The 20,849-nt window shown below is 60.2% G+C and carries 18 protein-coding genes; 5 read left to right on the top strand and 13 right to left on the bottom strand.

Going from position 1 to position 20,849, the window contains the following annotated elements:
* Positions 1 to 25: 25 nt before the first annotated feature.
* The 3 genes from NI20_RS0100960 to NI20_RS0100950 are packed head-to-tail and all read left to right on the top strand — an operon-like array spanning position 26 to position 2,533.
* The gene (locus NI20_RS0100960) at positions 26 to 982 is read left to right on the top strand and encodes a carbohydrate kinase family protein (RefSeq protein WP_033119599.1); all 957 of its coding nucleotides are present in this window, start codon (positions 26 to 28) and stop codon (positions 980 to 982) included.
* 27 nt (positions 983 to 1,009) lie between these two features.
* On the top strand, positions 1,010 to 2,011 hold the full coding sequence (locus NI20_RS0100955) for a hypothetical protein (protein ID WP_033119598.1): 1,002 nt from the start codon (positions 1,010 to 1,012) through the stop codon (positions 2,009 to 2,011).
* A 21-nt stretch (positions 2,012 to 2,032) separates the two neighbouring features.
* Positions 2,033 to 2,533, top strand: coding sequence for a GNAT family N-acetyltransferase (locus NI20_RS0100950; protein ID WP_033119597.1), 501 nt, complete (start codon positions 2,033 to 2,035; stop codon positions 2,531 to 2,533).
* 50 nt (positions 2,534 to 2,583) lie between these two features.
* On the opposite strand, the gene NI20_RS0100945 is transcribed toward NI20_RS0100950, so the two are convergent.
* From NI20_RS0100945 to NI20_RS0100930, 4 genes are read right to left on the bottom strand one after another with little or no spacing between them, the layout of a single operon-like run.
* Positions 2,584 to 3,069, bottom strand: coding sequence for a CinA family protein (locus NI20_RS0100945; RefSeq protein ID WP_052084335.1), 486 nt, complete (start codon positions 3,067 to 3,069; stop codon positions 2,584 to 2,586).
* Positions 3,070 to 3,083: 14 nt separating this feature from the next.
* Positions 3,084 to 4,256, bottom strand: coding sequence for a tRNA uracil 4-sulfurtransferase ThiI (gene thiI, locus NI20_RS0100940; RefSeq protein ID WP_033119596.1), 1,173 nt, complete (start codon positions 4,254 to 4,256; stop codon positions 3,084 to 3,086).
* Positions 4,249 to 4,809 carry a hypothetical protein gene (locus tag NI20_RS0100935; protein ID WP_033119595.1) on the bottom strand — a complete coding sequence of 187 codons (561 nt, stop codon included), beginning with the start codon at positions 4,807 to 4,809 and terminating at the stop codon, positions 4,249 to 4,251. The genes thiI and NI20_RS0100935 overlap by 8 nt, the downstream gene beginning before the upstream one ends.
* Before the next feature lie 5 nt (positions 4,810 to 4,814).
* On the bottom strand, positions 4,815 to 6,356 hold the full coding sequence (locus NI20_RS0100930) for a YifB family Mg chelatase-like AAA ATPase (protein WP_081958316.1): 1,542 nt from the start codon (positions 6,354 to 6,356) through the stop codon (positions 4,815 to 4,817).
* A gap of 275 nt (positions 6,357 to 6,631) precedes the next feature.
* Here NI20_RS0100930 and nifJ point away from each other — a divergent pair, with 275 nt between their 5' ends.
* Entirely contained in the window at positions 6,632 to 10,255 is a 3,624-nt protein-coding gene (gene nifJ, locus NI20_RS0100925; RefSeq protein WP_033119593.1) for a pyruvate:ferredoxin (flavodoxin) oxidoreductase, read from the top strand.
* A gap of 55 nt (positions 10,256 to 10,310) precedes the next feature.
* Here the strand turns inward: nifJ and NI20_RS0100920 are convergent, their stop codons facing one another.
* The 4 genes from NI20_RS0100920 to NI20_RS0100905 all read right to left on the bottom strand — a co-directional run bounded on the left by NI20_RS0100920 (position 10,311) and on the right by NI20_RS0100905 (position 14,305).
* Complete coding sequence (locus NI20_RS0100920) at positions 10,311 to 11,741, bottom strand: DUF2812 domain-containing protein (RefSeq protein WP_033119592.1); 1,431 nt, start codon at positions 11,739 to 11,741, stop codon at positions 10,311 to 10,313.
* Positions 11,742 to 11,786: 45 nt separating this feature from the next.
* A complete protein-coding gene (locus NI20_RS0100915) occupies positions 11,787 to 12,098 on the bottom strand; it encodes a PadR family transcriptional regulator (RefSeq protein ID WP_033119591.1) in 312 nt (103 codons plus the stop codon).
* A gap of 792 nt (positions 12,099 to 12,890) precedes the next feature.
* Positions 12,891 to 13,385, bottom strand: coding sequence for a hypothetical protein (locus NI20_RS0100910; protein ID WP_033119590.1), 495 nt, complete (start codon positions 13,383 to 13,385; stop codon positions 12,891 to 12,893).
* A 65-nt stretch (positions 13,386 to 13,450) separates the two neighbouring features.
* Complete coding sequence (locus tag NI20_RS0100905; RefSeq protein WP_033119589.1) at positions 13,451 to 14,305, bottom strand: bifunctional 5,10-methylenetetrahydrofolate dehydrogenase/5,10-methenyltetrahydrofolate cyclohydrolase; 855 nt, start codon at positions 14,303 to 14,305, stop codon at positions 13,451 to 13,453.
* 199 nt (positions 14,306 to 14,504) lie between these two features.
* On the opposite strand from NI20_RS0100905, the gene NI20_RS0100900 reads away from it, so the two are divergent.
* A complete protein-coding gene (locus NI20_RS0100900) occupies positions 14,505 to 15,077 on the top strand; it encodes a 5-formyltetrahydrofolate cyclo-ligase (protein WP_033119588.1) in 573 nt (190 codons plus the stop codon).
* 164 nt (positions 15,078 to 15,241) lie between these two features.
* On the opposite strand, the gene prmA is transcribed toward NI20_RS0100900, so the two are convergent.
* The 5 genes from prmA to rpsO all read right to left on the bottom strand — a co-directional run bounded on the left by prmA (position 15,242) and on the right by rpsO (position 20,772).
* Complete coding sequence (gene prmA, locus NI20_RS0100895; RefSeq protein ID WP_033119587.1) at positions 15,242 to 16,195, bottom strand: 50S ribosomal protein L11 methyltransferase; 954 nt, start codon at positions 16,193 to 16,195, stop codon at positions 15,242 to 15,244.
* Positions 16,192 to 17,070: a DegV family protein gene (locus NI20_RS0100890; protein WP_033119586.1), complete on the bottom strand. Its 879-nt coding sequence runs from the start codon at positions 17,068 to 17,070 to the stop codon at positions 16,192 to 16,194. Before NI20_RS0100890 ends, prmA begins: the two co-directional genes overlap by 4 nt.
* Positions 17,071 to 17,256: 186 nt before the next feature.
* Positions 17,257 to 18,024, bottom strand: coding sequence for an N-acetyltransferase (locus NI20_RS0100885; RefSeq protein WP_033119585.1), 768 nt, complete (start codon positions 18,022 to 18,024; stop codon positions 17,257 to 17,259).
* Positions 18,025 to 18,165: 141 nt separating this feature from the next.
* Positions 18,166 to 20,319 (bottom strand): polyribonucleotide nucleotidyltransferase, encoded by a 2,154-nt coding sequence (locus tag NI20_RS0100880; RefSeq protein WP_052084334.1) that lies wholly within the window; start codon positions 20,317 to 20,319, stop codon positions 18,166 to 18,168.
* Between the two features lie 186 nt (positions 20,320 to 20,505).
* Positions 20,506 to 20,772, bottom strand: coding sequence for a 30S ribosomal protein S15 (gene rpsO, locus NI20_RS0100875; RefSeq protein ID WP_033119584.1), 267 nt, complete (start codon positions 20,770 to 20,772; stop codon positions 20,506 to 20,508).
* Positions 20,773 to 20,849: the final 77 nt, after the last annotated feature.

The raw sequence follows: 20,849 nt of genomic DNA, 5'->3' as shown, positions 1-20,849 counted from the left end.
ACACTTAACTTCGGAGGACGTTTCCATGAGTATTGTCGTGATGGGCGCGGTGTTTGTCGATATCAAGGGCTATCCCCTCTCTTCCTACATCCCCGGCGGGCGCAACGCGGGCCGCGTCGTGCAGGTGCACGGCGGCGTGAGCCGCAACATCGTCGAGGACATCGCGAACGTCGAGCTGCGCCCGACGTTCGTGAGCCTTGTCGACGACACGAGCGCAGGCGCGGACGTTGTCAAAAAGCTCCAGAGCCACAAGGTCGACACGCGCTACATCCGCACAACGCCCGACGGCATGGGAACCTGGCTTGCGATCTTTGACAACACGGGCGATGTGACCGCGTCGATCTCCAAGCGGCCCGACCTGAGCCCTATCGTCGGCATTCTCGACGAGCAGGGCGACGAAATTTTCTCGCAGGCCGACAGCATTCTGCTCGAGATCGACATGGAAAAGGACATCGTCAAGCGCACGTTCGCGCTGGCGGAAAAGTACCACAAGCCCGTCTACGCGGTCGTGTCCAACATGAGCATCGCCATTGAGCGGCGCGACTTCCTGCGCTCGGTTCACTGCTTCATCTGCAACCAGCAGGAGGCGGGCATCCTGTTTTCGGAAAATTACGACGGTCTCTCCCCCGACGAGATGCTTCCCATCCTGCGCGACAAGATCCGCGGCGCGCAGATTCGCCGCATGGTCGTCACGATGGGCGCGCAGGGTGCGGTGTTCGCCACGCTCGACGGCGAGGACGGCTACTGCCCCGCGAAAAAGGTCGACGTCAAGGACACGACCGGCGCGGGCGACGCGTTTTTTGCCGGCGCGGTCATCGGCCAGACCTACGGCAAAACGATGATGGAATCCTGCGAGATCGGCACGCGCCTTGCCGCGTCCGTCAACACGACGGGCGAAAACGTCTGCCCGCGCTACCTGCCGAGCGAATTTGGGCTGGACGTCTCCACCGTCGACGACGCGCAGATCGCGCTCGAATTCTGACCCCATATTTTAATAGGAGTGTCCGCCATGAAAAAAGCGCTTTTTCTCGCCCTTTCCCTCGCGTTTCTGCTGACCGCCTGCGGCGAAACAACGCTGCCGGACACGTCTGAGCAGAACCCGGTCGACAACACGCAGGAAATGTCGCTGCCCGAGAGCTGCCTGCTCTACTACGACCTCGGCGACGCAAGCATTTTGGCTGCGGACAAATCTCTCCCGCTCGCGCAGAACTCGGGCGGCGGGTATCAGACCTCTTACAGCGTGTGGTACGACGGCGAGTATCAAGACCTTGCCTTACAGGACGGCGACAGCGGCATTTCCGTCGCCGACATGACCGGCGGCAGCGCAGTCTTCGACTACGGCGCGGGGCTCGTCGTCTGGAACGGCGAGCGCTACCACTGCGCGCACCTGACCGCGCAGGACAGCTACATTCCCAACATCTCCCCCAACATCCCCGGCGGTATCCTGCTGCTTGAAGTGAGCGGCGACTGCTGGGCCGACGGCGGCACAGCCGACGTCGCCTGTTTCACAGGCTTCGGCACGGTCGTCATCTGTGGCAGCGGCACGCTGCGCATCGACGGCGCAGGCATCGGTGTCGGTGGCGACAACCTCCCATACCTTCCCGGCCTGATTCTCGACGATGTCTCGTTCAGCAGCGGCGCTATTTTCTTAAACGAGCGTTCGTACAGCGGCGCGCCTGCGCTCTTCGTCCGCTCGGGCAGTCTGGAAACGGATACGCTCGTGCTCTCCGGCGATCTCTGCATCGCAGGCGGCAGCGGAACTGTGCAGTACCTCGACGGCGTTGAAAATGCAGTGTTCCGCGACGGTTCATTTGAAGTGAACCAGTGGGGAGACACGGTCATTCCCCAGCTCATCCTCTCCGGCGGCGACGCGACGTGCACCGACTGGCTCCCGCAGGGAACGAGCATTGAGGTCGGCGCGGGCACGATGACCGCGAACGGCATCCGCTACTGGGATACCGTCCACGTCTACGACGGCGGCAAGATCGTCGATCTGATGGATGAAACTTAATTCTTTAGAAAGGCACTCCCCATGGAACAGCAAACGCTCTCTTCCGTCACCATCCGCCCGATCACGGCGGCGGATGACCCGTTTATCGCCAAAATCATCCGCACAAATTTTGAGCAGTATCACCTGACCATCCCCGGCACGGCGTACTTTGACCCCGAGCTCGACCATCTGCGCGCGTTTTACAGTGCGAAACCAGACCGCGGCTACTTCGTCGCCGTCGGCGAAAACGGTACGGTGCTCGGCTGCTGCGGCTTTGCCGAGACGGCGGTTTTCGACCGCTGCGCGGAGCTGCAAAAGCTCTACCTCTCCGACGCGGCCAAGGTCAAGCGCGTCGGCAGACGTTTGTCCGAAACCGTCGAGCAGGCCGCCAGAGGCGCGGGCTATGAAACGCTCTACATCGAGACGCACTCCAAATTCGACGCCGCCATCCGCCTCTACGAAAAGCTCGGCTTCCAGCAAATCGACAAACCGCAGGGCGTGCAGCACGGCGCAATGGACCACTTCTACCTCAAATCGTTATAAGGAAAAGCCTTGACCCGCATTTGCGGGCCAAGGCTTTTTTCATCGCTGTTTCAGTGCTCCTTCAGCTTCTCTTCCAGCAGCTTGAAGGCTTCATCCGCGGCTTCCTCGCGAATCCCTGCGCGGGACTTTACGCCGAAGTCAAAGCGCTCGGCGATTGTCTCCTTGGGCGACGAAAATCCGATGAATACCGTGCCGACGGGATTTCCCCGCTCGTCGCGGTCGGGTCCAGCGACGCCCGTGACGCTGACGGCGCAGTCCGCCGTCGTCGCCTTGCGTGCGCCCTCGGCCATTGCGCGGGCGACGGGCGCGGACACCGCGCCGTACTCTTCCAGCATGTCCGCCGGAACGTCTAGCACGCGGTGCTTAACGATATTCGTATAGCTCACGACGCCGCCCATGAACACGCCCGACGCGCCCGGCACATCCGTGATGCGCTTGGCAATGAGGCCGCCGGTGCAGCTCTCCGCCGCGGCGAAGGTCACGCCGCGCGCCTTGAGCGCTTCATAGCAGCGCTGTTCGACTGTTTTTTCCGCCATGATAAGACTTCCTTTCAGAGCTTGATGCGCACGAACTCGCGATTCGTCATCGCGCGGTCGATAAGGCCCTCGATATCAAGCACGGCCTCGGCCTTGCGGACCTCGTCGAGGTTCGGCTTCGTGCGCGGATGACGCGGGGTGAAGACCGTACAGCAATCCTCATAGGGTAAGATCGACGTATCGAACGTGCCGATCTTTCGCGACAGTCGCACGATCTCTTCCTTATCCATGCCGATGAGCGGGCGCAGGACGGGCAGGTCGACCACGTCCTCAGTCACGCGCAGGGCCTCCATCGTCTGAGACGCGACCTGACCGAGGTTCTCGCCCGTGACGAGCGCCTTGGCCTTGACCTGATCGGCCACGCGCTGGGAGATGCGCATCATAAAGCGGCGCATGATGAGCGTGAAGAATTCCTCGGGGCAGTTTCTTCTGATCTCCTCCTGGATCTCGGTAAACGGCACGATCTGCACTGTCAGCCGCCCGCACCAGGGGACTAAGAGCTTGGCAAGGGAAAGCACCTTCTCCTTTGCCTCATCGGACGTGTACGGTGGGGAGAAGAAGTGCACCATTTCGAGCTTGACGCCGCGCTTGGCGATCATGTAGGACGAGACGGGCGAGTCGATGCCGCCGGAGAGCAGGCTGACCGCCACGCCGCCCATGCCGATGGGCAGGCCGCCCGCGCCCTCTTCAGCGGGGCCGTGGACATAGGCCGCATCGTCGCGAATTTCGATATGCACGACGAGCTCGGGGTCGTGGACATTGACCTCGCACGTCGGGAACGCCTGATGCAGCGCGCCGCCGACCTGCCGGGAGATCTGGATGGACGTCAAGGGGAAGGTCTTGTCAGCGCGCTTACTCTCGACCTTGAAGCTCCTGGCCGTGCGCATCTCGCACTCAAGGTAATTTTTCGCCGCGGCGATGATCTTCTGGATGTCCTTTTCGCACGGCAGCGCCTTTGAAACGGCGATGATGCCGAAGACCTTCTTGCAGCTCTCAAACGCGGCCTCGATGTCGCACTCGTCGTCCTTGGGCTCGACATAGATGGTGCTCTGCTTGGAGTAGACGCGGAAATTGCCGCATTTCGACACGCGGCGGTTGACGTTCGACATCAGCTTATCTTCGAAGCTGCGGCGGTTCAGGCCCTTGAGCACGACCTCGCCGAGCTTGCACAGGATCATTTCATGCATTGGTATTGTTCTCCTCATTTATTATGGCCGCCCCCGCGCCGGCGGAAGATACGGCTGAATTTTCGTTGGTTTCGGATTTGGCAGGCTTTTTCCCTTTGCGGGTGAGCCCCAGTGTAAAGCACAGCGGCTCAACGGCGGCCAGCAGGGCAAAGAGCGCATAGCTGAACATCGTGCCCTCTCCGCTCACCCCGTTGATCCCGACCATGGCGGGCGCCATCGGCAGCTCCCAGATCATCGCAAGGATGCTCCCCGAGCCAAACGGGACAGGCATCACAAGAAGCGAGGCAAGATTCAGCACATAGAGCACGATCGCCGCATTCCAGCAGCAATTTTTGTTGATGCCCCGCTCCGGCCGCAGGCCCCAGCCGAACAGGAAAGAAAGCGCCGACACATAGACGACGCCGAGCGCGAGCCCGACGGGCGTGGCAAACGTAAAGGACGAGGTCGTCCCCGTGCCTCCAAACGCCGCGAACAACAGGATAAAAGCCGCCCCTTGGGCGATATGGCTCAAAATGGAAAGCGCGCCAAACTGGATGTAGTCATACCTTTTCATCTCATTCACCCCTGTAAAATATCCGTGTTGCGGTACTGGATGGCCTCGGCCAGATGATGCGCCTCGATCTTCTCGCTGCCGTCGAGGTCGGCGATCGTGCGCGCAACGCGCAGTAATCTATCGTGGCTTCGCGCCGTGAGGCCGAGGCGCTCGAACGCGCCTTTTAAGAGCTTTTCGCCCGCGGCGTCCAGCGTGCAGAACTCGCCCACCATCGCGGGCGTCATCTGCGCGTTGCAGGTGATATTCGTGCCGGAAAAGCGCTGCTTCTGGACGTCGCGCGCGGCGTTCACGCGCGCTTTGACGTCGGCGGAGGACTCCGCCTTTTCGCGCCGGCGCATGGCTTCGAACTCGACGCTCGGCACGTTGACGTGTAAGTCCATGCGGTCGAGCATCGGGCCGGAGATTTTTTCGACGTATTTTTCCACCTGCTGCTTGGTGCAGTGGCAGCGCCCCGAGGGGTGGCCGTACCAGCCGCAGCGGCAGGGGTTCATCGCGCCGACGAGCATGAAGCGGCTTGGCAGCGTGATACTGCCCGCGGCGCGGGTGATGGTGACCTCGCCGTCCTCGATGGGCGCGCGCAGCACCTCGAGCACGTCGCGGTGGAACTCGGGCAATTCATCTAAAAAGAGCACGCCATGGTGCGCAAGCGAAATTTCGCCGGGCTTGGGCGTCTGCCCGCCGCCGGTCATCGCGGAAGCGGAGAGCGTGTGGTGCGGCGCGCGGAACGGGCGGTGCAGCAGCATCGGGTGCGAACTGTCGGTCAATCCCGCGACTGACCAGATCTCGGTCGCTTCAAGTGCTTCCTTTCGCGTCATGTCGGGCAGGATCGACGGAAGCCGCCGCGCCAGCATGGATTTGCCCGCGCCGGGCGAGCCGATGAGCAGGATATTGTGTCCGCCCGCAGCGGCGATCTCCAGCGCGCGCTTGACATTTTCCTGTCCCATGACGTCGGAAAAGTCGGGGCCGGTCTCGCTCGTCTGCTCCGCCTGCCACTTCGGCTGGGGCGAGAGCTTCTTTTCACCCTTCAAATGCTGCACGAGCGACACGACGTCCGGCACGCCGTAAACGGTCACGCCGTCGGCAAGCGTCGCCTCCGCTGCGTTCGCCGCGGGGACGTAGAGCGTCCTGATGCCCGCGCGCACCGCGGCCATCGCCATCGGCAAAACGCCGTTCACCGCGCGCAGCGTTCCCGTGAGTGACAGCTCGCCGACAAAGGCCGCGTCCTTCGCGGGGGGCTTGATCTCCTCTGCACTGGCAAGGATGCCGAGCAGGATGGGCAGGTCATAGAGCGTGCCCTCCTTTTTCCGACCCGCGGGAGCGAGGTTCACCGTGATGCGCGAGACAGGGAACTTCACACCGCAGTTTTTCACTGCCGCGCGCACGCGCTCGCGCGATTCCTTGACGGCCGTGTCGCCAAGGCCGACGATGTCAAACGCAGGCAGGCCCCCGGATAAAAAGCATTCCACCGTGACCCCGTAGCCCGAGATGCCCTGAAGGCCGAGCGAGCGCACCGCTGTGACCATACTGTTTTCCTCCCTCTTTCGCATCGAATCGTACAGTTTGCAATTAGTATAGCACATTTTTTGCATCAGGCAAATCCCCCTCCGCGCATTTTTGCACATTTTGCACAAAATCAATAAATCCTCGCAAAAGTTCTCGAAAAATAAAAGGAATTGAACCTATTGTTGCAAAATAGTGAATGTTTTTGCGGGAACAAGGCGTTTACATAGCGAAAAAAGTGTGCTATAGTGTCATCGTTGAATTTTGCGTTCACACGCAGAAGAACCGTTTTTTGACGGTGAAATAAATAGGAGGTTCATTTATGGCAAGAAAAATGAAATCCATGGACGGCAATAATGCTGCGGCTCACGTAAGCTATGCTTTCAGTGAAGTTGCGGCAATTTATCCCATTACGCCGTCCTCCCCGATGGCCGACCTGGTCGACCAGTGGTCTGCAAATGGCCTGAAAAACATCTTCGGCAGCCAGGTCAAGGTCGTCGAGATGCAGTCCGAAGCCGGTGCTGCCGGCGCAGTGCACGGCTCCCTCGGCGCCGGTGCTCTGACCACCACCTACACGGCCTCTCAGGGCCTGCTGCTGATGATCCCGAACATGTACAAAATCGCAGCTGAGCAGCTCCCCTGCGTGTTCCACGTCTCCGCCCGTACTGTTTCGACCCACGCGCTGAACATCTTCGGCGATCACTCCGACGTCATGGCCTGCCGCCAGACCGGTTTCGCCATGCTGTGCGAGGGCAACGTGCAGGAAGTGATGGATCTCTCCCCCGTGGCACACCTGGCCGCGCTTTCCGGCAAGGTCCCGTTCATCAACTTCTTCGACGGTTTCCGCACCTCCCACGAGATCCAGAAGATCGCCGTGTGGGATTACAAGGATCTCGCCGACATGTGCGACATGGACGCTGTCAAAGCGTTCCGCGAGCACGCCCTCAACCCCGAGCATCCCGCCATGCGCGGCTCCCATGAGAACGGTGATACGTTCTTCCAGCACCGCGAGGCCTGCAACCAGTACTACGACGCTCTCCCCGAAGTCGTGGAAAAGTACATGGGCAAGATCAACGAGAAGCTCGGCACCGACTACAAGCTCTTCAACTACTACGGCGCGCCCGACGCTGACCGCGTCATCATCGCGATGGGCTCCATCTGCGACGTGGCCGAGGAAGTCATCGACTACCTCAACGCCCACGGCGAGAAGGTCGGTCTCATCAAGGTCCGTCTGTACCGCCCGTTCAAGGCTGAGCGCCTGATCGAGGCCATCCCCGCCACCGCCAAGAAGATCGCGGTCCTCGACCGCACCAAGGAGCCCGGCGCACAGGGCGAGCCCCTCTATCTCGACGTCGTCACCGCGCTGGCCAACGCCGGCATCACCGACAAGACCGTCATCGGCGGCCGTTACGGTCTCGGCTCCAAGGACACCCCGCCCGCTTCCGTGTTCGCTGTTTACACCGAGCTTGCCAAGGCGGAGCCCAAGCGTCAGTTCACCATCGGCATCGTCGATGACGTGACGAACCTCTCCCTGCCCGAGGACAAGAACTGCCCGAACACCGCAGCCGAGGGCACCATCGAGTGCAAGTTCTGGGGTCTCGGCGGCGACGGTACCGTCGGTGCGAACAAGAACTCCATCAAGATCATCGGTGACCACACCGACAAGTACGTCCAGGCCTACTTCCAGTACGACTCCAAGAAGACCGGCGGCGTGACGATCTCCCACCTGCGTTTCGGCGACAAGCCCATCCGCAGCCCCTACTACATCAACAAGGCCGACTTCGTCGCCTGCCACAACCCCAGCTACATCACCAAGGGCTTCAAGATGGTCAACGACGTCAAGCCCGGCGGCGTGTTCATGATCAACTGCCAGTGGGACTTCGATGAGCTGAACCATCACCTCAAGGCGGACGCCAAGCGCTACATCGCCAAGAACAACATCCAGCTCTACACCATCAACGCCATCGACCTTGCCATCAAGATCGGCATGGGCAAGCGCAACAACACCATCCTCCAGTCCGCGTTCTTCTCCCTCGCGAAGGTCATGCCCGAAGAGCAGGCCATCCAGTACATGAAGGACGCCGCGACGCACTCCTACCTCAAGAAGGGTCAGGACATCGTCGATATGAACCACAAGGCCATCGACCTCGGCGCCACCGCCTACACCAAGATCGACGTTCCCGCCGATTGGGCGAACGCTGTCGACGCTGACGAGGCCGTCTCCTACGAGGGCAAGGCCGAGCTCGTCGAGCAGGTCAAGAACATCCTCGATCCCGTGGACAAGATGGACGGCGACAGCCTGCCCGTTTCCGCCTTCATGCCTCACGTGGACGGCCAGTGGGAGCTTGGCGCTGCCGCTTACGAAAAGCGCGGCGTTGCCGTTTCCGTTCCCACGTGGGACGAGACGAAGTGCATTCAGTGCAACAACTGCGCTTACGTCTGCCCGCACGCCACCATCCGTCCCTTCGCTCTCACCGAGGAAGAGGCCAAGAATGCTCCTGCCAATGCCAAGATCGTCGACATCAAGGCTGGCAAGGGCAAGGGTGTTTACAAGTACACGATGGCCATCTCCCCGCTCGACTGTATGGGCTGCGGCGTCTGCGTCGGCCAGTGCCCGGTCGGTGCTCTGACGATGGTTGGCCAGGAGTCCGAGCTGCCTGAGCAGGATGTGTTCAACTACTGCGTCTCCAAGGTCTCCGACAAGAAGGACATGCAGGATCTCACCGTCAAGGGCAGCCAGTTCAAGCAGCCTATGCTCGAGTTCTCCGGCTCCTGCGCAGGCTGCGCCGAGACCAGCTATGCCCGTCTCGTCACTCAGCTCTTCGGCGACCGTATGTACATCTCCAACGCCACCGGCTGCTCGTCCATTTGGGGCGGCCCCGGCGCTACCTCTCCGTACTGCACGGATAAGAACGGCCACGGCCCGGCATGGTGCAACTCCCTCTTCGAGGACAACGCCGAGCACGGCTTCGGTATGTATGTCGGCCAGGAGAAGATCCGCGAGGATCTGATGGCCAAGACCGAGCAGCTCATCGCCATCGAGTGGACCCAGCCCGCGCTGAAGGAAGCCGCTCAGAAGTGGCTCAACACCAAGGACGACGGCAACGCCAACGCCGAGGCTGCGAAGGAATACGTCGCGGCTCTGCAGGCGAACATCGCCACCGTCGACGAGCTGGCCGCTGTGCCCAAGTTCGCTGAGCACGCCGCCGAGCTCAAGGCCAAGGGCGAGAAGTTCTGCGACTGCGATGCCTGCAAGCTCGTTGCTGAGATCCTCGACAAGAAGGATTACCTCTCCAAGAAGTCCGTTTGGATCTTCGGCGGCGACGGTTGGGCTTACGATATCGGCTTCGGCGGCGTGGACCACGTGCTTGCTCAGAACAAGAATGTCAACGTCTTCGTCTTCGATACCGAGGTCTACTCCAACACCGGCGGTCAGGCTTCCAAGGCTTCCAACATCGGTCAGGTCGCTCAGTTCGCGGCTGCCGGTAAGGAGACCAAGAAGAAGAGCCTCGCTGAGATCGCGATGAGCTACGGCTACATCTATGTCGCGCAGATCGCCATGGGCGCCAACCCGGCCCAGACCATCAAGGCCATCACCGAGGCTGAGGCTTACAACGGCCCGTCCCTGATCATCGGCTATAGCCCCTGCGAGATGCACTCCATCAAGGGCGGCATGATCAACTGCCAGAAGGAAATGAAGAAGGCTGTTGAGTGCGGCTACTGGAACCTGTTCCGCTTCAATCCCGCGGCTGACAAGAAGTTCACGCTCGACTCCAAGGCTCCCGCCGGCGGTTACCGTGAATTCCTGATGAACGAGGCGCGTTACAGCCGCCTGACCCGCGAGTTCCCCGAGCGTGCGGAGGGTCTCTTCACCCGCAACGAGGACGCGGCCAAGGAGCGTTACGAGCACCTCACCAAGCTCATCGACCTGTACGACAAGCAGTAATCGCTGCTTCTACGGCATGAAAAAGGAGCACCCTTTCGGGTGCTCCTTTTTTGCGTTATTTTATGTCTGCATCTAGCAGCTTTTCGCTGATCGTATCCATCTGCGCCTGACTCAGTGTGCCGGTCAATGCGCTGCCACCTATGCGCACGATGCGCTTGCCGCGCGTTAAGACCCACGAGACGCCCCAGCCGTCGCTTTCGGTATCGAAGGCCTGCCACGCGCGGTCCGCGCCCCACGGTGCGGCGTCCACCTCGCGGTATTCCCAGTTCCGGAAGGGGCGATGCGTGCGGTAAAAGGTCACCGTGTAGTTCTGGTAGTATTTCAGCTCGCCGTCCAGACAGGCGTCGAACAGCGGCGCAAATTTCACGTCGGTGACCTCGTAGTTCAGCTCCGGCGCGTCGTCCTCATCGCCCGTGCGCATCCTCTGCGCACCGCGGACCTGAGATGCCAGCGGCGAGGATTCCTCCGCCAGCTCGCAGGAATAGCGGTCATAGTCTGTTTTGGTCAGATCCTGCACATAGAGCGGCAGTGGATCATCGTAGGCGTAGTAAAACGATGTCTCGCCATTGGACCACGTGACCTCGTAGCGCGTGGCGTTTTCGGGCGTCTGGTCGAATTGTCCGTTTCTGACGCTGCGCAAGTAGGTAAACGAGAAAATGAACGAGAGGATCAGCACCGATACCAGCGTGATACCCCTGTTTAGCTCTGCGCTGCCGCCGCGACGCTTGAGCAGCCCCTTGATTCCCCAAATCAATGCGTCCAGCAATACAATACCCGTAAGGATGGCAAGGTAAGTCCCCCGTCCTTCCTTGTCACTGTACAAAACAACGGCACAGCCCATCACCAGCACCAAGAGCGCCAGCATCTGTAACACAGGATGTGAGCGCGTCGGCAGGAATCTTCCAAGCTCGGCTTCGCGCTTCGCCCTGCGCCGCCAGAGGTAGTAGCCACCAAGCTCCAACGCACACAGCAGGAACAGGAGCACAGAATCCAAAATGGCCGAGAGCGCGCTTAAGCGGGAAAGCGCCGCCGCGAAATCCCTGATAAAGCTCTTACACATGTCAAAAAATATCCACAGCGCGAGCGCCAGCATCAAAAACCAGGCGATGAGCTGTTCCTTTTTCATCGACTGGTGCAGCGTTTCCACCTGAAGCGCCGCGTCCGTCTCGATGGGCACAGCGTTTGCGTCTTCGTTGTAGAAAACGTTCATCTGTGCGCGGCTTGCAGCCTTGTTCCACCCCGCCTGCGCACAGAAATCATAGAACGTCAGCTCGCCCTCGCTCGGCTTCGTCGGGTCGAATTCCGAGGCCTCGGAGTAGTAAACAACAGAAAAACGCAGCGCCTGCGGCCCAATGCGCCGGTAGCGCCAGAAATAGCCGAGCTTTTCAATGAGCCAGCCCTGCGCCGCCATTTTCTCGAAGTGCTGCTCCATGCCCGTATGGTCGTAAAACGAATAGAAATTGTACTCATATTTTGTTTTTAGCATCGCTATCCCTCGCTTTCTCTCATTTCTCGCCGCCCGCAAGGGGCGTTATCTCTCAAATAGCTTCTCGTAGTCCCGCACCTGTGCTTGCAGGCGCTCCACCTCGTTTTGCAGCAGCGTTTTTCCCTCCGCTGTGAGCTGATAGCTGCGCCGCCGCCCCTCCGCGCGCGTCTCGACGATGTACCCCGCCGCCAGAAACTGCTCGAGCAGGTTGTAGAGCGTCCCCGGGCCGACAGCCACACGCCCGCCCGTCAACTCGTTCACGCGCGCCATCACGTCCATGCCGCAGCACTCCTCGCGTAGGCACAGCAGGATATAAAACATCTGCTCGGTCAGCGTGCTGAATTTCTCCCGCGCCATTGTCGGCCCCCTTTTATCGATATTCGATATTCTTGAGGAGAGTATATTATCGAATATCGATATTGTCAAGAGGGAGATTTTCTTTTTCAAAGAAAGCTCCCCCCTTTTTTGCACAGGTGCGAGAGATTTGCGGCACTGGTGCCGCGGGGAAGGCAGCGCCGTAGGCGCTGCACGGGATAAGGGGGATATTCTCTCACGTGAGAGAATATCCCCCTTAAACCCCCAAGAGAACGCAAGGGGCCTTGCCCCTTGACCCCGCACATTGGCAGTTTGCAGCTTGAAGGACTGCACACGCTGCGCAGTGCGGGTGCGGTGTACATGGCTTCGCCATGAATCTCTGCGTTTCGACATATCCAGCAACCGCGCCTTACTATCGTGAGGCGCGAGTGACGGTAGCATGGCGGCAGACTGCTTGCGAAATAGCGGCATTGCTGGCGCTCGCCGCATTGAGGAGTGCCGCGGTAGACGGAAATTAGTCTGCCCTTCTACAAGATCAGCAGAGCGGCAGCGGATAATAGAAGCAGAGGCAAATCGTCTTGCAGTTCTAACGCGGCAACGCCGCGCGCAGGCATTCCCATTCCGGAGGCATAAAAGTCGTTCAAGCCCGAAACTGCCAATCTAAGCCTTTCTCTTGGGGTTCCAAAGGGGCCATTCTCTTTTGCGAAAGAGAATGGCCCCTTTGACTCGCCCCCTGCACGGTGCAGGGACAGAAGCAGCCCTTTCGGGCTGCAAAATCTCCGCGCGCTGGAGAGCGCGCAAAAAAAGGAGCACCCCTGCGGGTGCTCCCTTTCTTCACTCTCCCAAGAGTCGGACAACGCTTTCCCAGCGGATCTGGTCCGTGTCGTAGCCATACGACTTCCCCTTCGCGTCCGTGTAGCGGAAAAACGGCCCCTCCGACCAGTCGTTGGATGGATTCGCGAGCTCGACCTTCCAGATCTCAAGCGTCGAGCCGTCGCCGTAGTCGATCACGGCGTAGGGCATCTCCTCCGGTGCAGCGGCGGTGCGGCCCGCGCCGGCCTTGTCGATAAGGTATAAAAGGTCACTGAGATCGTCGATCGATACGTCCGTTTCGCTTCCGTTCACTGTGACGCGAAACGTCTCTGTGCTTCGCGCATCGCGCGTGCTGTCCGTCAAATCGGAGATAAAGGCATGAAAACGGAACTGGTGGTGACAGGCCCAGTACGTCAGGCCGCCGAACAGCAGAAACAGCGCGCAGCAGAGCGCGATGGGGCCGGTCAAACGCTTGGGATTTGGCTTGCCGCGGTCAACGGAATCGTAAAGTCCCATGACTTCCCTCCTGTTCTCTTGTCCGCCGGTTTCCTTTCCCTTCTATTCCGGTCGAATGGCGAAAATTACTTGCTCGCCGCGCGCTCCGCCGCCTCGACGACATGGCTTGCGAGGATCGTGCTCGTCACGGTGCCGACGCCGCCGGGGACCGGGGTGATGGCCTCGACGACCGGCTCAACTTCGGCAAAGCGGGTGTCGCCGCAGAGGTTGCCGTCCGCGCCGACGTGGATGCCGACATCCAGCACGACCTGGCCGGCGCGCACGCTCTCTGCGCCGACCATACCGGCCTTACCGGCGGCGACGACGAGGATGTCGGCCTCGCGGCAGATCTCGGGCAGATTTTCGCTGCGGCTGTGGCAGATGGTCACGGTCGCATGCTCGGCGAGCAGCAGCAGAGAGACTGGCTTGCCGATGACAAGGCTGCGGCCGATGACGACGACGCGCTTGCCTTTGATGGGGATGTTGTAGTGCTTGAGCAGCGCCACGCAGGCCGCGGCTGTGCAGGGGGGATAACCGCCCTTGGTGCCGGCGTACACGGCGGTCATGGAACCGTCGGTGATGCCGTCCATGTCCTTTTTCGGGTCGAGCGCCGCGCGGGCCGCCTCGTCATCAAGGTGCCCCGGCAGCGGGCGGAACATCAGCACGCCGTGGACCTTCTCGTCCACGCCCAGCGCGTGGATGTTCTCCATCAGCACCTCCTGCGTCACATCCTCAGGCAGGACGACCTGACGGACGGCGACGCCGACCTTTTCGCAGCGCTTGAGCGCACCGCGCTCGTAGGCCAGGTCATCCTCACGCGCGCCGACGCGCAGGATGGCGAGGCAGGGCTCTACGCCGTTTTTCTTCAGTTCTTCCGTCTTTGCATGGAGCCCCTCGGTCAGCGCCTTGGCGACCTCGGCTCCCTTGAGCAGCATAGCCATGGTAAAATTTCCTCCTCTGATCGACGCGGTCATCCGCGTTCCTATCCATGATTAGGATAACAAAATTAAAAATTGCTGTCAATTTCTTTTGACAAGCGCGGCGGGATATTATTTTACTTTCTTCGGCAGCTTGCCTTTTGCCATACTTTTTGCTACGATATTGCTGTCAAATTTTGAAAGCATCAGGAGGGTCCTTCCCATGTCTGTGATCGAAGAGAAAAAAGCACTGAGAACCTTTATCCGCAAGAAAGAGCGTACGCTCGATCCCACCTATAAGGCCGAGAGCTCTGAGGCCATCTGCCGCCACCTGCTCGCACTCGACGAGTACAAGAGCGCAAAGATCGTCTTCGCCTTTGCCGGCACCGAAAAGGAGATCGACACCTCGCTCTTTATGAACGAGACCATCGCCGCGGGCAAAACGCTGATCCTGCCCCGCTGCGCCGCCGAGCACGCCATCGATCTGTGCGTCGTACGCTCGATGGACGACCTGGAGGCGGGCGCCTACGGCATTTTAGAGCCGAAGAAGAACTGCGCGCTCGTCACCGCGGCGGACATCGACTTCGCCGTCGTGCCCTGCCTGTCGTTCGACCGCAAGGGCCGCCGTCTCGGTCAGGGCGGCGGGTACTATGACCGCCTGCTGCCGCAGCTCCGCTGCCCCACCGCGCTCATCTGCCGCGAGCAGCTGATGTCTCCCGAGGTGCCGGTCGAGGAGCACGACATGCGCTGCACCATGCTCATCACCGAGAAGGGCGTTCTTACGCCGGAGGCGTAAAAGAGCTTTTTTCCTGCACCGGTGCAGGAGGATGATTCCCGTACCGTGCGGGAGTGCGTAAAAGGGGGATACTCTCTTTCTCGAAAGAGAGTATCCCCCTTTTATCTGTGCAGTGCCATCGGCACTGCTATTCCCCATCCACGCGCAGCGTGAAAAGCCTCCTCTTATCTGCAAAGATAAGAAAACCACCCCTCGCTGCTGCGTGTCTCTTCGATCGTCCATCCCGCTTCGACGAGCTTCTCGCGCACCTCCTCTGCGCGGTCGTCGATGATGCCCGAGCAGAGGAAAATGCCGCCCTTTTTGAGGAGCTTCCCCACCTGCGGGGCGAGCGCAATGATGACGTCCGCGACGATGTTCGCAACGATCACGTCATAGTCGCCGCCGAACTCCTTCTGGAGCCTTTTGTCGCTGAGCACGTCTCCCGCGCGGACGGTGTAATGCTCCTTGCCGACGCCGTTGAGTGCGGCGTTTTCATACGCGACGCCGACGCACTTGTCGTCGATATCGCAGGCAAAGGCGTCCTTCGCGCCGAGCAGCAGCGCGGCGATGGATAAAATGCCGCTGCCGCAGCCAAGGTCTAAAACCTTTTCCCCGCCGTGGATATGCTGCTCAAGCGCCTGTAAGCACAGCCGCGTCGTGGCGTGGCTGCCGGTGCCGAACGTCAATCCGGGATTTAAGACAAGCTTGACGCGCCCGTCCTCCTGCGCCTGCTCCCATTCCGGCACGACGAGCAGCCGCTCGCCGATCTCCATGGGCTTGTAGAACTGCTTCCAGTTGTTCTCCCAGTCCGCGTCTTCAACATTTTCCATGCTGAGGATCAGCGGCGCGTACTCGGGATGCTGCTTTTTGAAGGCCGACAGACCGATACGGAACTGCGCGAGGGTGTTGCAGCCCTCGGCGCTGTCCTCCAAATAAAACGTGATGCGGCTCTTGCCGTGCATCTGCTCCATCAGCTCGTCGTCGACATAGTCCCAGTACTGGTGGTTATTTTCGAGGAAGTCCTTGAAGTCGCCCTCCTCGTCGATCATCAGGCTGTCGATGCCGTACTCGCTCAAAAGCTCCGTCGCGGGTTCGATGCCCGCGGGCTGCGTGTCAAGGTGTAATTCCAGCCACTTCATCGCTCAGTCCCCACAAAGAACAGGCCCAGCGTACCGCAGCCGGTGTGCGCGCCGATGACGGGACCGATGAAGTCATCGCGCACGTCCGTCACGCCGAAGCGCTCCTTGAGCAGCCCCTTGACGTACTCGACGGACTCCGGGCAATTGGCGTGGCAGATGAGCATAGGCTGGTTTTTCGCCGGCTCGACGCCGATCTCGCCAACCTTGTCGACAAGCGCGCGCAGCGCCGCCTTCGTGCCGCGGGCCTTGCTCACGGGGGTCAAGCGGCCCTCGCTGTCCGTGTGCATGACGGGCTTGATGCCGAGCATCGTGCCGACCAGCGCCGCCGTGGAGCTCACGCGGCCGCCGCGCTTTAAGTGGTTCAGATCGTCGACGATGAACCAGTGGCACTGGCTCTGGATGATGGAGCGGACGTAGGCATCCAGCTCGTCGATGGTCAAATTCTTCTCGCGGCGCTCGCGCACGGCGCGATAGAGCAGCATGCCCTGCCCGCGCGAGGCGGACAGCGAGTCAATGACTAAGATCTTCGCCTCGGGGTACTTTTCGCGCAGGTCCTCCGCCGCGATGCAGGCGGACTGATACGTTGTGGACAGCGCGCTCGAAAAGCAGACGCAGAGGATGTCCTTGCCCTCCTGCAAGACCTTTTCCATCGCGTCGGTGAACTGGCCGACGTTGACCGCGGCGGTCGTGCAGTCCGCGCCCGCGGCGATCTTGGCGAAAAATTCCTCGGGCGACATGTCCGCGTGGTCAGGGGTATTCAAAAGCGTCTTGCCCTCGATGGTAAACGAGAGCGGCAGGACCGTCAACTCGAGCTCTTCGACCTCCTGCTGGCTCAGATCGCAGCAGCTATCGGTCATAATGATATAATCACGCATTACAGCACTTCTCCTTTCAGGGAAGAAAATCACGTTTTTGTCTTTTGTATCCTGTCGGATGACATATTATACCAAATTCCCCCACAGCCTGTAAATATGCCGTGAAATTTATTTTCCCTTCCGCTTCGGCATAGCCGCATGGAATTTGCAAAGGGGCGCGGCCATGCCGCGCCCCTTACCGTGCTTTTATTTTGTATCCGAGCACTGCTCCACCTGTATTCCCGCAAGCTTCAGAAATTTTTTGTCCGTTTGAATGCTCTGGGTCAGGAACTTGCCGTCCTTGAACAGCGCGTAGGTCGTCACCGGGGCCGGTACGCTCTGTGCCTGCTCCCTGCTGGTGATATGAATGACCTTCAATGGCACGCGGTACGCTCTCGCAGCTTCTTCCACGCGCGGCACCCAGTAGTAAGTAAACGGGCACTGGTCGGTATAATAGAGGACAAAGCCGCTCTCTTCCACCGCAGGGTGCTTGGCACAGGCCTTGAACCTCGGCGGCTCCGCATCCTGTGCAAGCGGCAGATACATCAAATTGATCCCGCATTCCGATGTATCGGCAACGGCAAATCCCTTATATGCCAGATACTTCGGGTCGGAGAGAAACTCCCGCTTTCGCCCCTCGGATGAGAGAATGCACAGTCCCTTTCGCCCCCGCTCCTTTGCGTCCCGGATGCACTCTTCCAGCAGATCATTGGAATATCCGTGCCCTTTCATAGAGCCGGAGACCCACAGGCAGTCAATATAAAAATACCCGTCCGCCTGAATAGGCACCCATGCGTTTTCCGCCGGAATATACTCAATGAAGCACTTGCCGCGCTCCGTGCTCCGGCAGAAGACCAGCCCCTCTTTAAAGCGCTGCTTGAGCCACTCCTTTTTGATGACGCCCTGCTTGCCGGACATCGCACAGCAGATGTGCTCTTTCTCAATATTATCATCGGTGATTCGGATATAGTCCATCGAAAGAACCTCCCGGATATTTCATAAATTCTCCGCACCCTAAAACTTCGCATTCAGCATACCATGCCGCCCGTTGCGCCGCAAGCACAAAAAAAGCAGCGCCGGTTGGCGCTGCTTTTTCATTCTCTTTGGGAATTTGAATTACTGCTGCTCGGCGGCCTTCGCGGCGGCCTGCTGGGCTTCGATCTCGATGAGGGCGTCCTTGCGGGAGAGGTTCCAGCGGCCCTTCTCGTCGATCTCCATGAACTTGACCCAGATCATATCGCCGACGGTGACGACATCCTCGACCTTCTCGACGCGCTTGCGGTCGAGCTTGGAGATGTGGACCAGGCCGTCCTTGCCCGGGGCGATCTCGACAAACGCGCCGAACTGCATCAGGCGCACGACGCGGCCATAGTAGAGCTTGCCGACCTCGGGCACGAAGACGATATCGTCGATGCACTTCTTCGCAGCGTCGCACGCGGCGGCGTTGGCGGAGGCGATGTGGATGGTGCCGTCGTCGTCGATGTCGACCTTGGCGCCGGTATCGGCAACAATCTTCTGGATGACGCTGCCGCCCTTACCGATGACCTCGCGGATGCGCTCGGGGTCGATGTGCATGGTGATCATCTTGGGCGCATACTGGCTGACCTCGGCGCGCGGCTCGGAGATGCAGGGCAGCATGATCTGGTCGAGGATCTGCACGCGCGCGTCATAGGTGATCTCAAGGGCGTTCTTGATGATGGCCATCGTCAGGCCGTCGTTCTTGAGGTCCATCTGGATGGCGGTGATGCCCTTCTTGGTACCGGCGACCTTGAAGTCCATTTCGCCGTGGAAGTCCTCAACGCCCTGAATGTCGATGAACGTGGTGAAGTCGTCGCCGTCCTGAATGAGGCCGCAGGAGATACCGGCGACGGGCGCCTTGATGGGAACGCCTGCGTCCATCAGCGCGAGCGTGGAGCCGCAGATGGAGCCCTGAGAGGTCGAGCCGTTGGAGGAGACGACCTCGCTCACGACGCGGATGGCATACGGGAACTCGTCGACAGACGGGATGACCGGCAGCAGCGCGCGCTCAGCGAGAGCGCCGTGGCCGATCTCGCGGCGGCCGGGGCTGCGGGAGGGCTTGGCCTCGCCGACGGAGTAGCCGGGGAAGTTATAGTGGTGCATATAGCGCTTTTCGGTCTCTTCCCAGATGGTGTCGAGCTTCTGGGCGGCGGAAAGCGTGTCAAGCGTACAAACGGAGAGCACCTGCGTCTGGCCGCGAGTGAACAGGCCCGAGCCGTGGACGCGGGGCAGGACGCCGACTTCGGCAGCGAGAGGACGGATCTCGTTCTTCTGGCGGCCGTCGACGCGGTGGCCTTCGAGCAGCCACGCCTTGACGATCTTCTTCTGGAACTTATAGGTGATCTCGTCGAGGAACTGATCCATGTCGGGATACTCCTCGAGGAACTTCTCGTGCCAGTGCTCGATCATCTCGTTCCAGCGGGCCTCGCGGACGTTCTTGTCGTCGGTGTCCATCGCGGCCTTGGCCTCGTCCATGAAGTTTTCGACGATCTTGTCGAACAACTCCTGGTTGAAGCTCGCGTGCGGATAGTCGAACTTGGGCTTGCCGATCTCGGCGACCATGCGGTTGATGAGCTCGACCTGCTTCTGGTTCTCGTTGTGGGCAAGCTCGATGGCCTTGTACATGGTGTCGTTGTCGACTTCGTTCGCACCGGCCTCGATCATGACGACCTTCTTGCCGGTCGAGACGACCGTGACGTCGAGATCGCTGACCTTGCGCTGCTCGGAGTTGGGGTTGAGCACGAGTTCGCCGTTCACAAGGCCGACCTTGAGCGCGCCGACAGGGCCGTTCCAGGGGATATCGGAGATGGCGAGCGCGGCGGAGGTGCCGATCAGAGCCGCGATCTCGGGAGAGCAGTCATGGTCGACGCTCATGACCGTCGCCATGATGGAGACGTCGTTGCGGAAGTCGGAGGGGAAGAGCGGGCGGATGGGGCGGTCGATGACGCGGCTGGTCAGGATGCCCTTTTCGCCGGGACGGCCCTCGCGGCGGTTGAAAGAGCCGGGGATGCGGCCGACGGAGTAGAGCTTCTCCTCAAAGTCAACGGAGAGGGGAAAGAAGTCGATGCCGTCGCGCGGGCGGGCGGAAGCCGTGGCGCAGACGAGCACGCGGGTGTCGCCGTAGCCGACCATGACGGCGGCGTTGGCGAGTTCAGCAAGCTTGCCGACCTCAAGCGTGAGGGGACGGCCAGCGAGCTCCATCTCGTACTTGTGGTAGTTGGGGAACTGTCTGTGGGTGATGATGGTAGACATTTGTCGATCTCCTTTTTTGTAAAATTCCGTATGGGAGCCGACCGTTTAGCACTTGAAAAAACGTCGGTCACGCCGCCGCTTTTTCAACTGCTAAAGCATAGCAGGCTCTCATACGCGCGGGGAAAGTGCCAAGGGTGAAAGTGTGAAAGAAGGGTGGTGCGCATGCACACCACCCTATTTTCAAACTTACTTACGGATACCCAGCTTGGCGATCAGGGTACGATAGCGCTCGATGTCCTTCTTCATGAGGTAGTCGAGCAGGCTGCGGCGCTTACCGATCATCTTGTACAGGCCGCGGCGGGAGTGGTTGTCCTGCGGGTGCTGCTTGAGGTGCTCGGTGAGCTGAGCGATGCGCTCGGTGAGGATAGCGACCTGAACCTCCGGAGAACCGGTGTCGCCTTCGTGGGTGCGGTTGGCTTCGATGATAGCCGTCTTCTGGTCTTTGAGCATCATAGTGTGATATCCACCTTTCTTAAATTCTCCCAACACTGAGCGGCGGGTCGGTGAATCCTCCACGTCCTAAGTGCGGG

The sequence above is a fragment of the Oscillibacter sp. ER4 genome, assembly GCF_000765235.1.
Lineage (GTDB): Bacteria > Bacillota > Clostridia > Oscillospirales > Oscillospiraceae > Hominicoprocola > Hominicoprocola fusiformis.
The sequence above is the reverse complement of the archived record's forward strand: the minus strand, read 5'-3'. Positions and strand labels throughout refer to the sequence as shown.

Excerpts from the sequence above, each read along its gene's own strand:
- NI20_RS0100950 (WP_033119597.1), top strand. The coding sequence starts at position 2,033 with ATGGAACAGCAAACGCTCTCTTCCGTCACCATCCGCCCGATCACGGCG.
- NI20_RS0100915 (WP_033119591.1), bottom strand. The coding sequence starts at position 12,098 with ATGGCGCGGGAGAAATTCAGCACGCTGACCGAGCAGATGTTTTATATC.
- nifJ (WP_033119593.1), top strand. The coding sequence starts at position 6,632 with ATGGCAAGAAAAATGAAATCCATGGACGGCAATAATGCTGCGGCTCAC.
- rpsO (WP_033119584.1), bottom strand. The coding sequence starts at position 20,772 with ATGATGCTCAAAGACCAGAAGACGGCTATCATCGAAGCCAACCGCACC.
- NI20_RS0100930 (WP_081958316.1), bottom strand. The coding sequence starts at position 6,356 with ATGCGAAAGAGGGAGGAAAACAGTATGGTCACAGCGGTGCGCTCGCTC.
- NI20_RS0100890 (WP_033119586.1), bottom strand. The coding sequence starts at position 17,070 with ATGCGTGATTATATCATTATGACCGATAGCTGCTGCGATCTGAGCCAG.
- NI20_RS0100920 (WP_033119592.1), bottom strand. The coding sequence starts at position 11,741 with ATGCTAAAAACAAAATATGAGTACAATTTCTATTCGTTTTACGACCAT.
- NI20_RS0100910 (WP_033119590.1), bottom strand. The coding sequence starts at position 13,385 with ATGGGACTTTACGATTCCGTTGACCGCGGCAAGCCAAATCCCAAGCGT.
- NI20_RS0100885 (WP_033119585.1), bottom strand. The coding sequence starts at position 18,024 with ATGGACTATATCCGAATCACCGATGATAATATTGAGAAAGAGCACATC.
- NI20_RS0100935 (WP_033119595.1), bottom strand. The coding sequence starts at position 4,809 with ATGAAAAGGTATGACTACATCCAGTTTGGCGCGCTTTCCATTTTGAGC.
- NI20_RS0100960 (WP_033119599.1), top strand. The coding sequence starts at position 26 with ATGAGTATTGTCGTGATGGGCGCGGTGTTTGTCGATATCAAGGGCTAT.
- NI20_RS0100900 (WP_033119588.1), top strand. The coding sequence starts at position 14,505 with ATGTCTGTGATCGAAGAGAAAAAAGCACTGAGAACCTTTATCCGCAAG.
- prmA (WP_033119587.1), bottom strand. The coding sequence starts at position 16,195 with ATGAAGTGGCTGGAATTACACCTTGACACGCAGCCCGCGGGCATCGAA.
- NI20_RS0100905 (WP_033119589.1), bottom strand. The coding sequence starts at position 14,305 with ATGGCTATGCTGCTCAAGGGAGCCGAGGTCGCCAAGGCGCTGACCGAG.
- thiI (WP_033119596.1), bottom strand. The coding sequence starts at position 4,256 with ATGCATGAAATGATCCTGTGCAAGCTCGGCGAGGTCGTGCTCAAGGGC.
- NI20_RS0100945 (WP_052084335.1), bottom strand. The coding sequence starts at position 3,069 with ATGGCGGAAAAAACAGTCGAACAGCGCTGCTATGAAGCGCTCAAGGCG.
- NI20_RS0100955 (WP_033119598.1), top strand. The coding sequence starts at position 1,010 with ATGAAAAAAGCGCTTTTTCTCGCCCTTTCCCTCGCGTTTCTGCTGACC.
- NI20_RS0100880 (WP_052084334.1), bottom strand. The coding sequence starts at position 20,319 with ATGTCTACCATCATCACCCACAGACAGTTCCCCAACTACCACAAGTAC.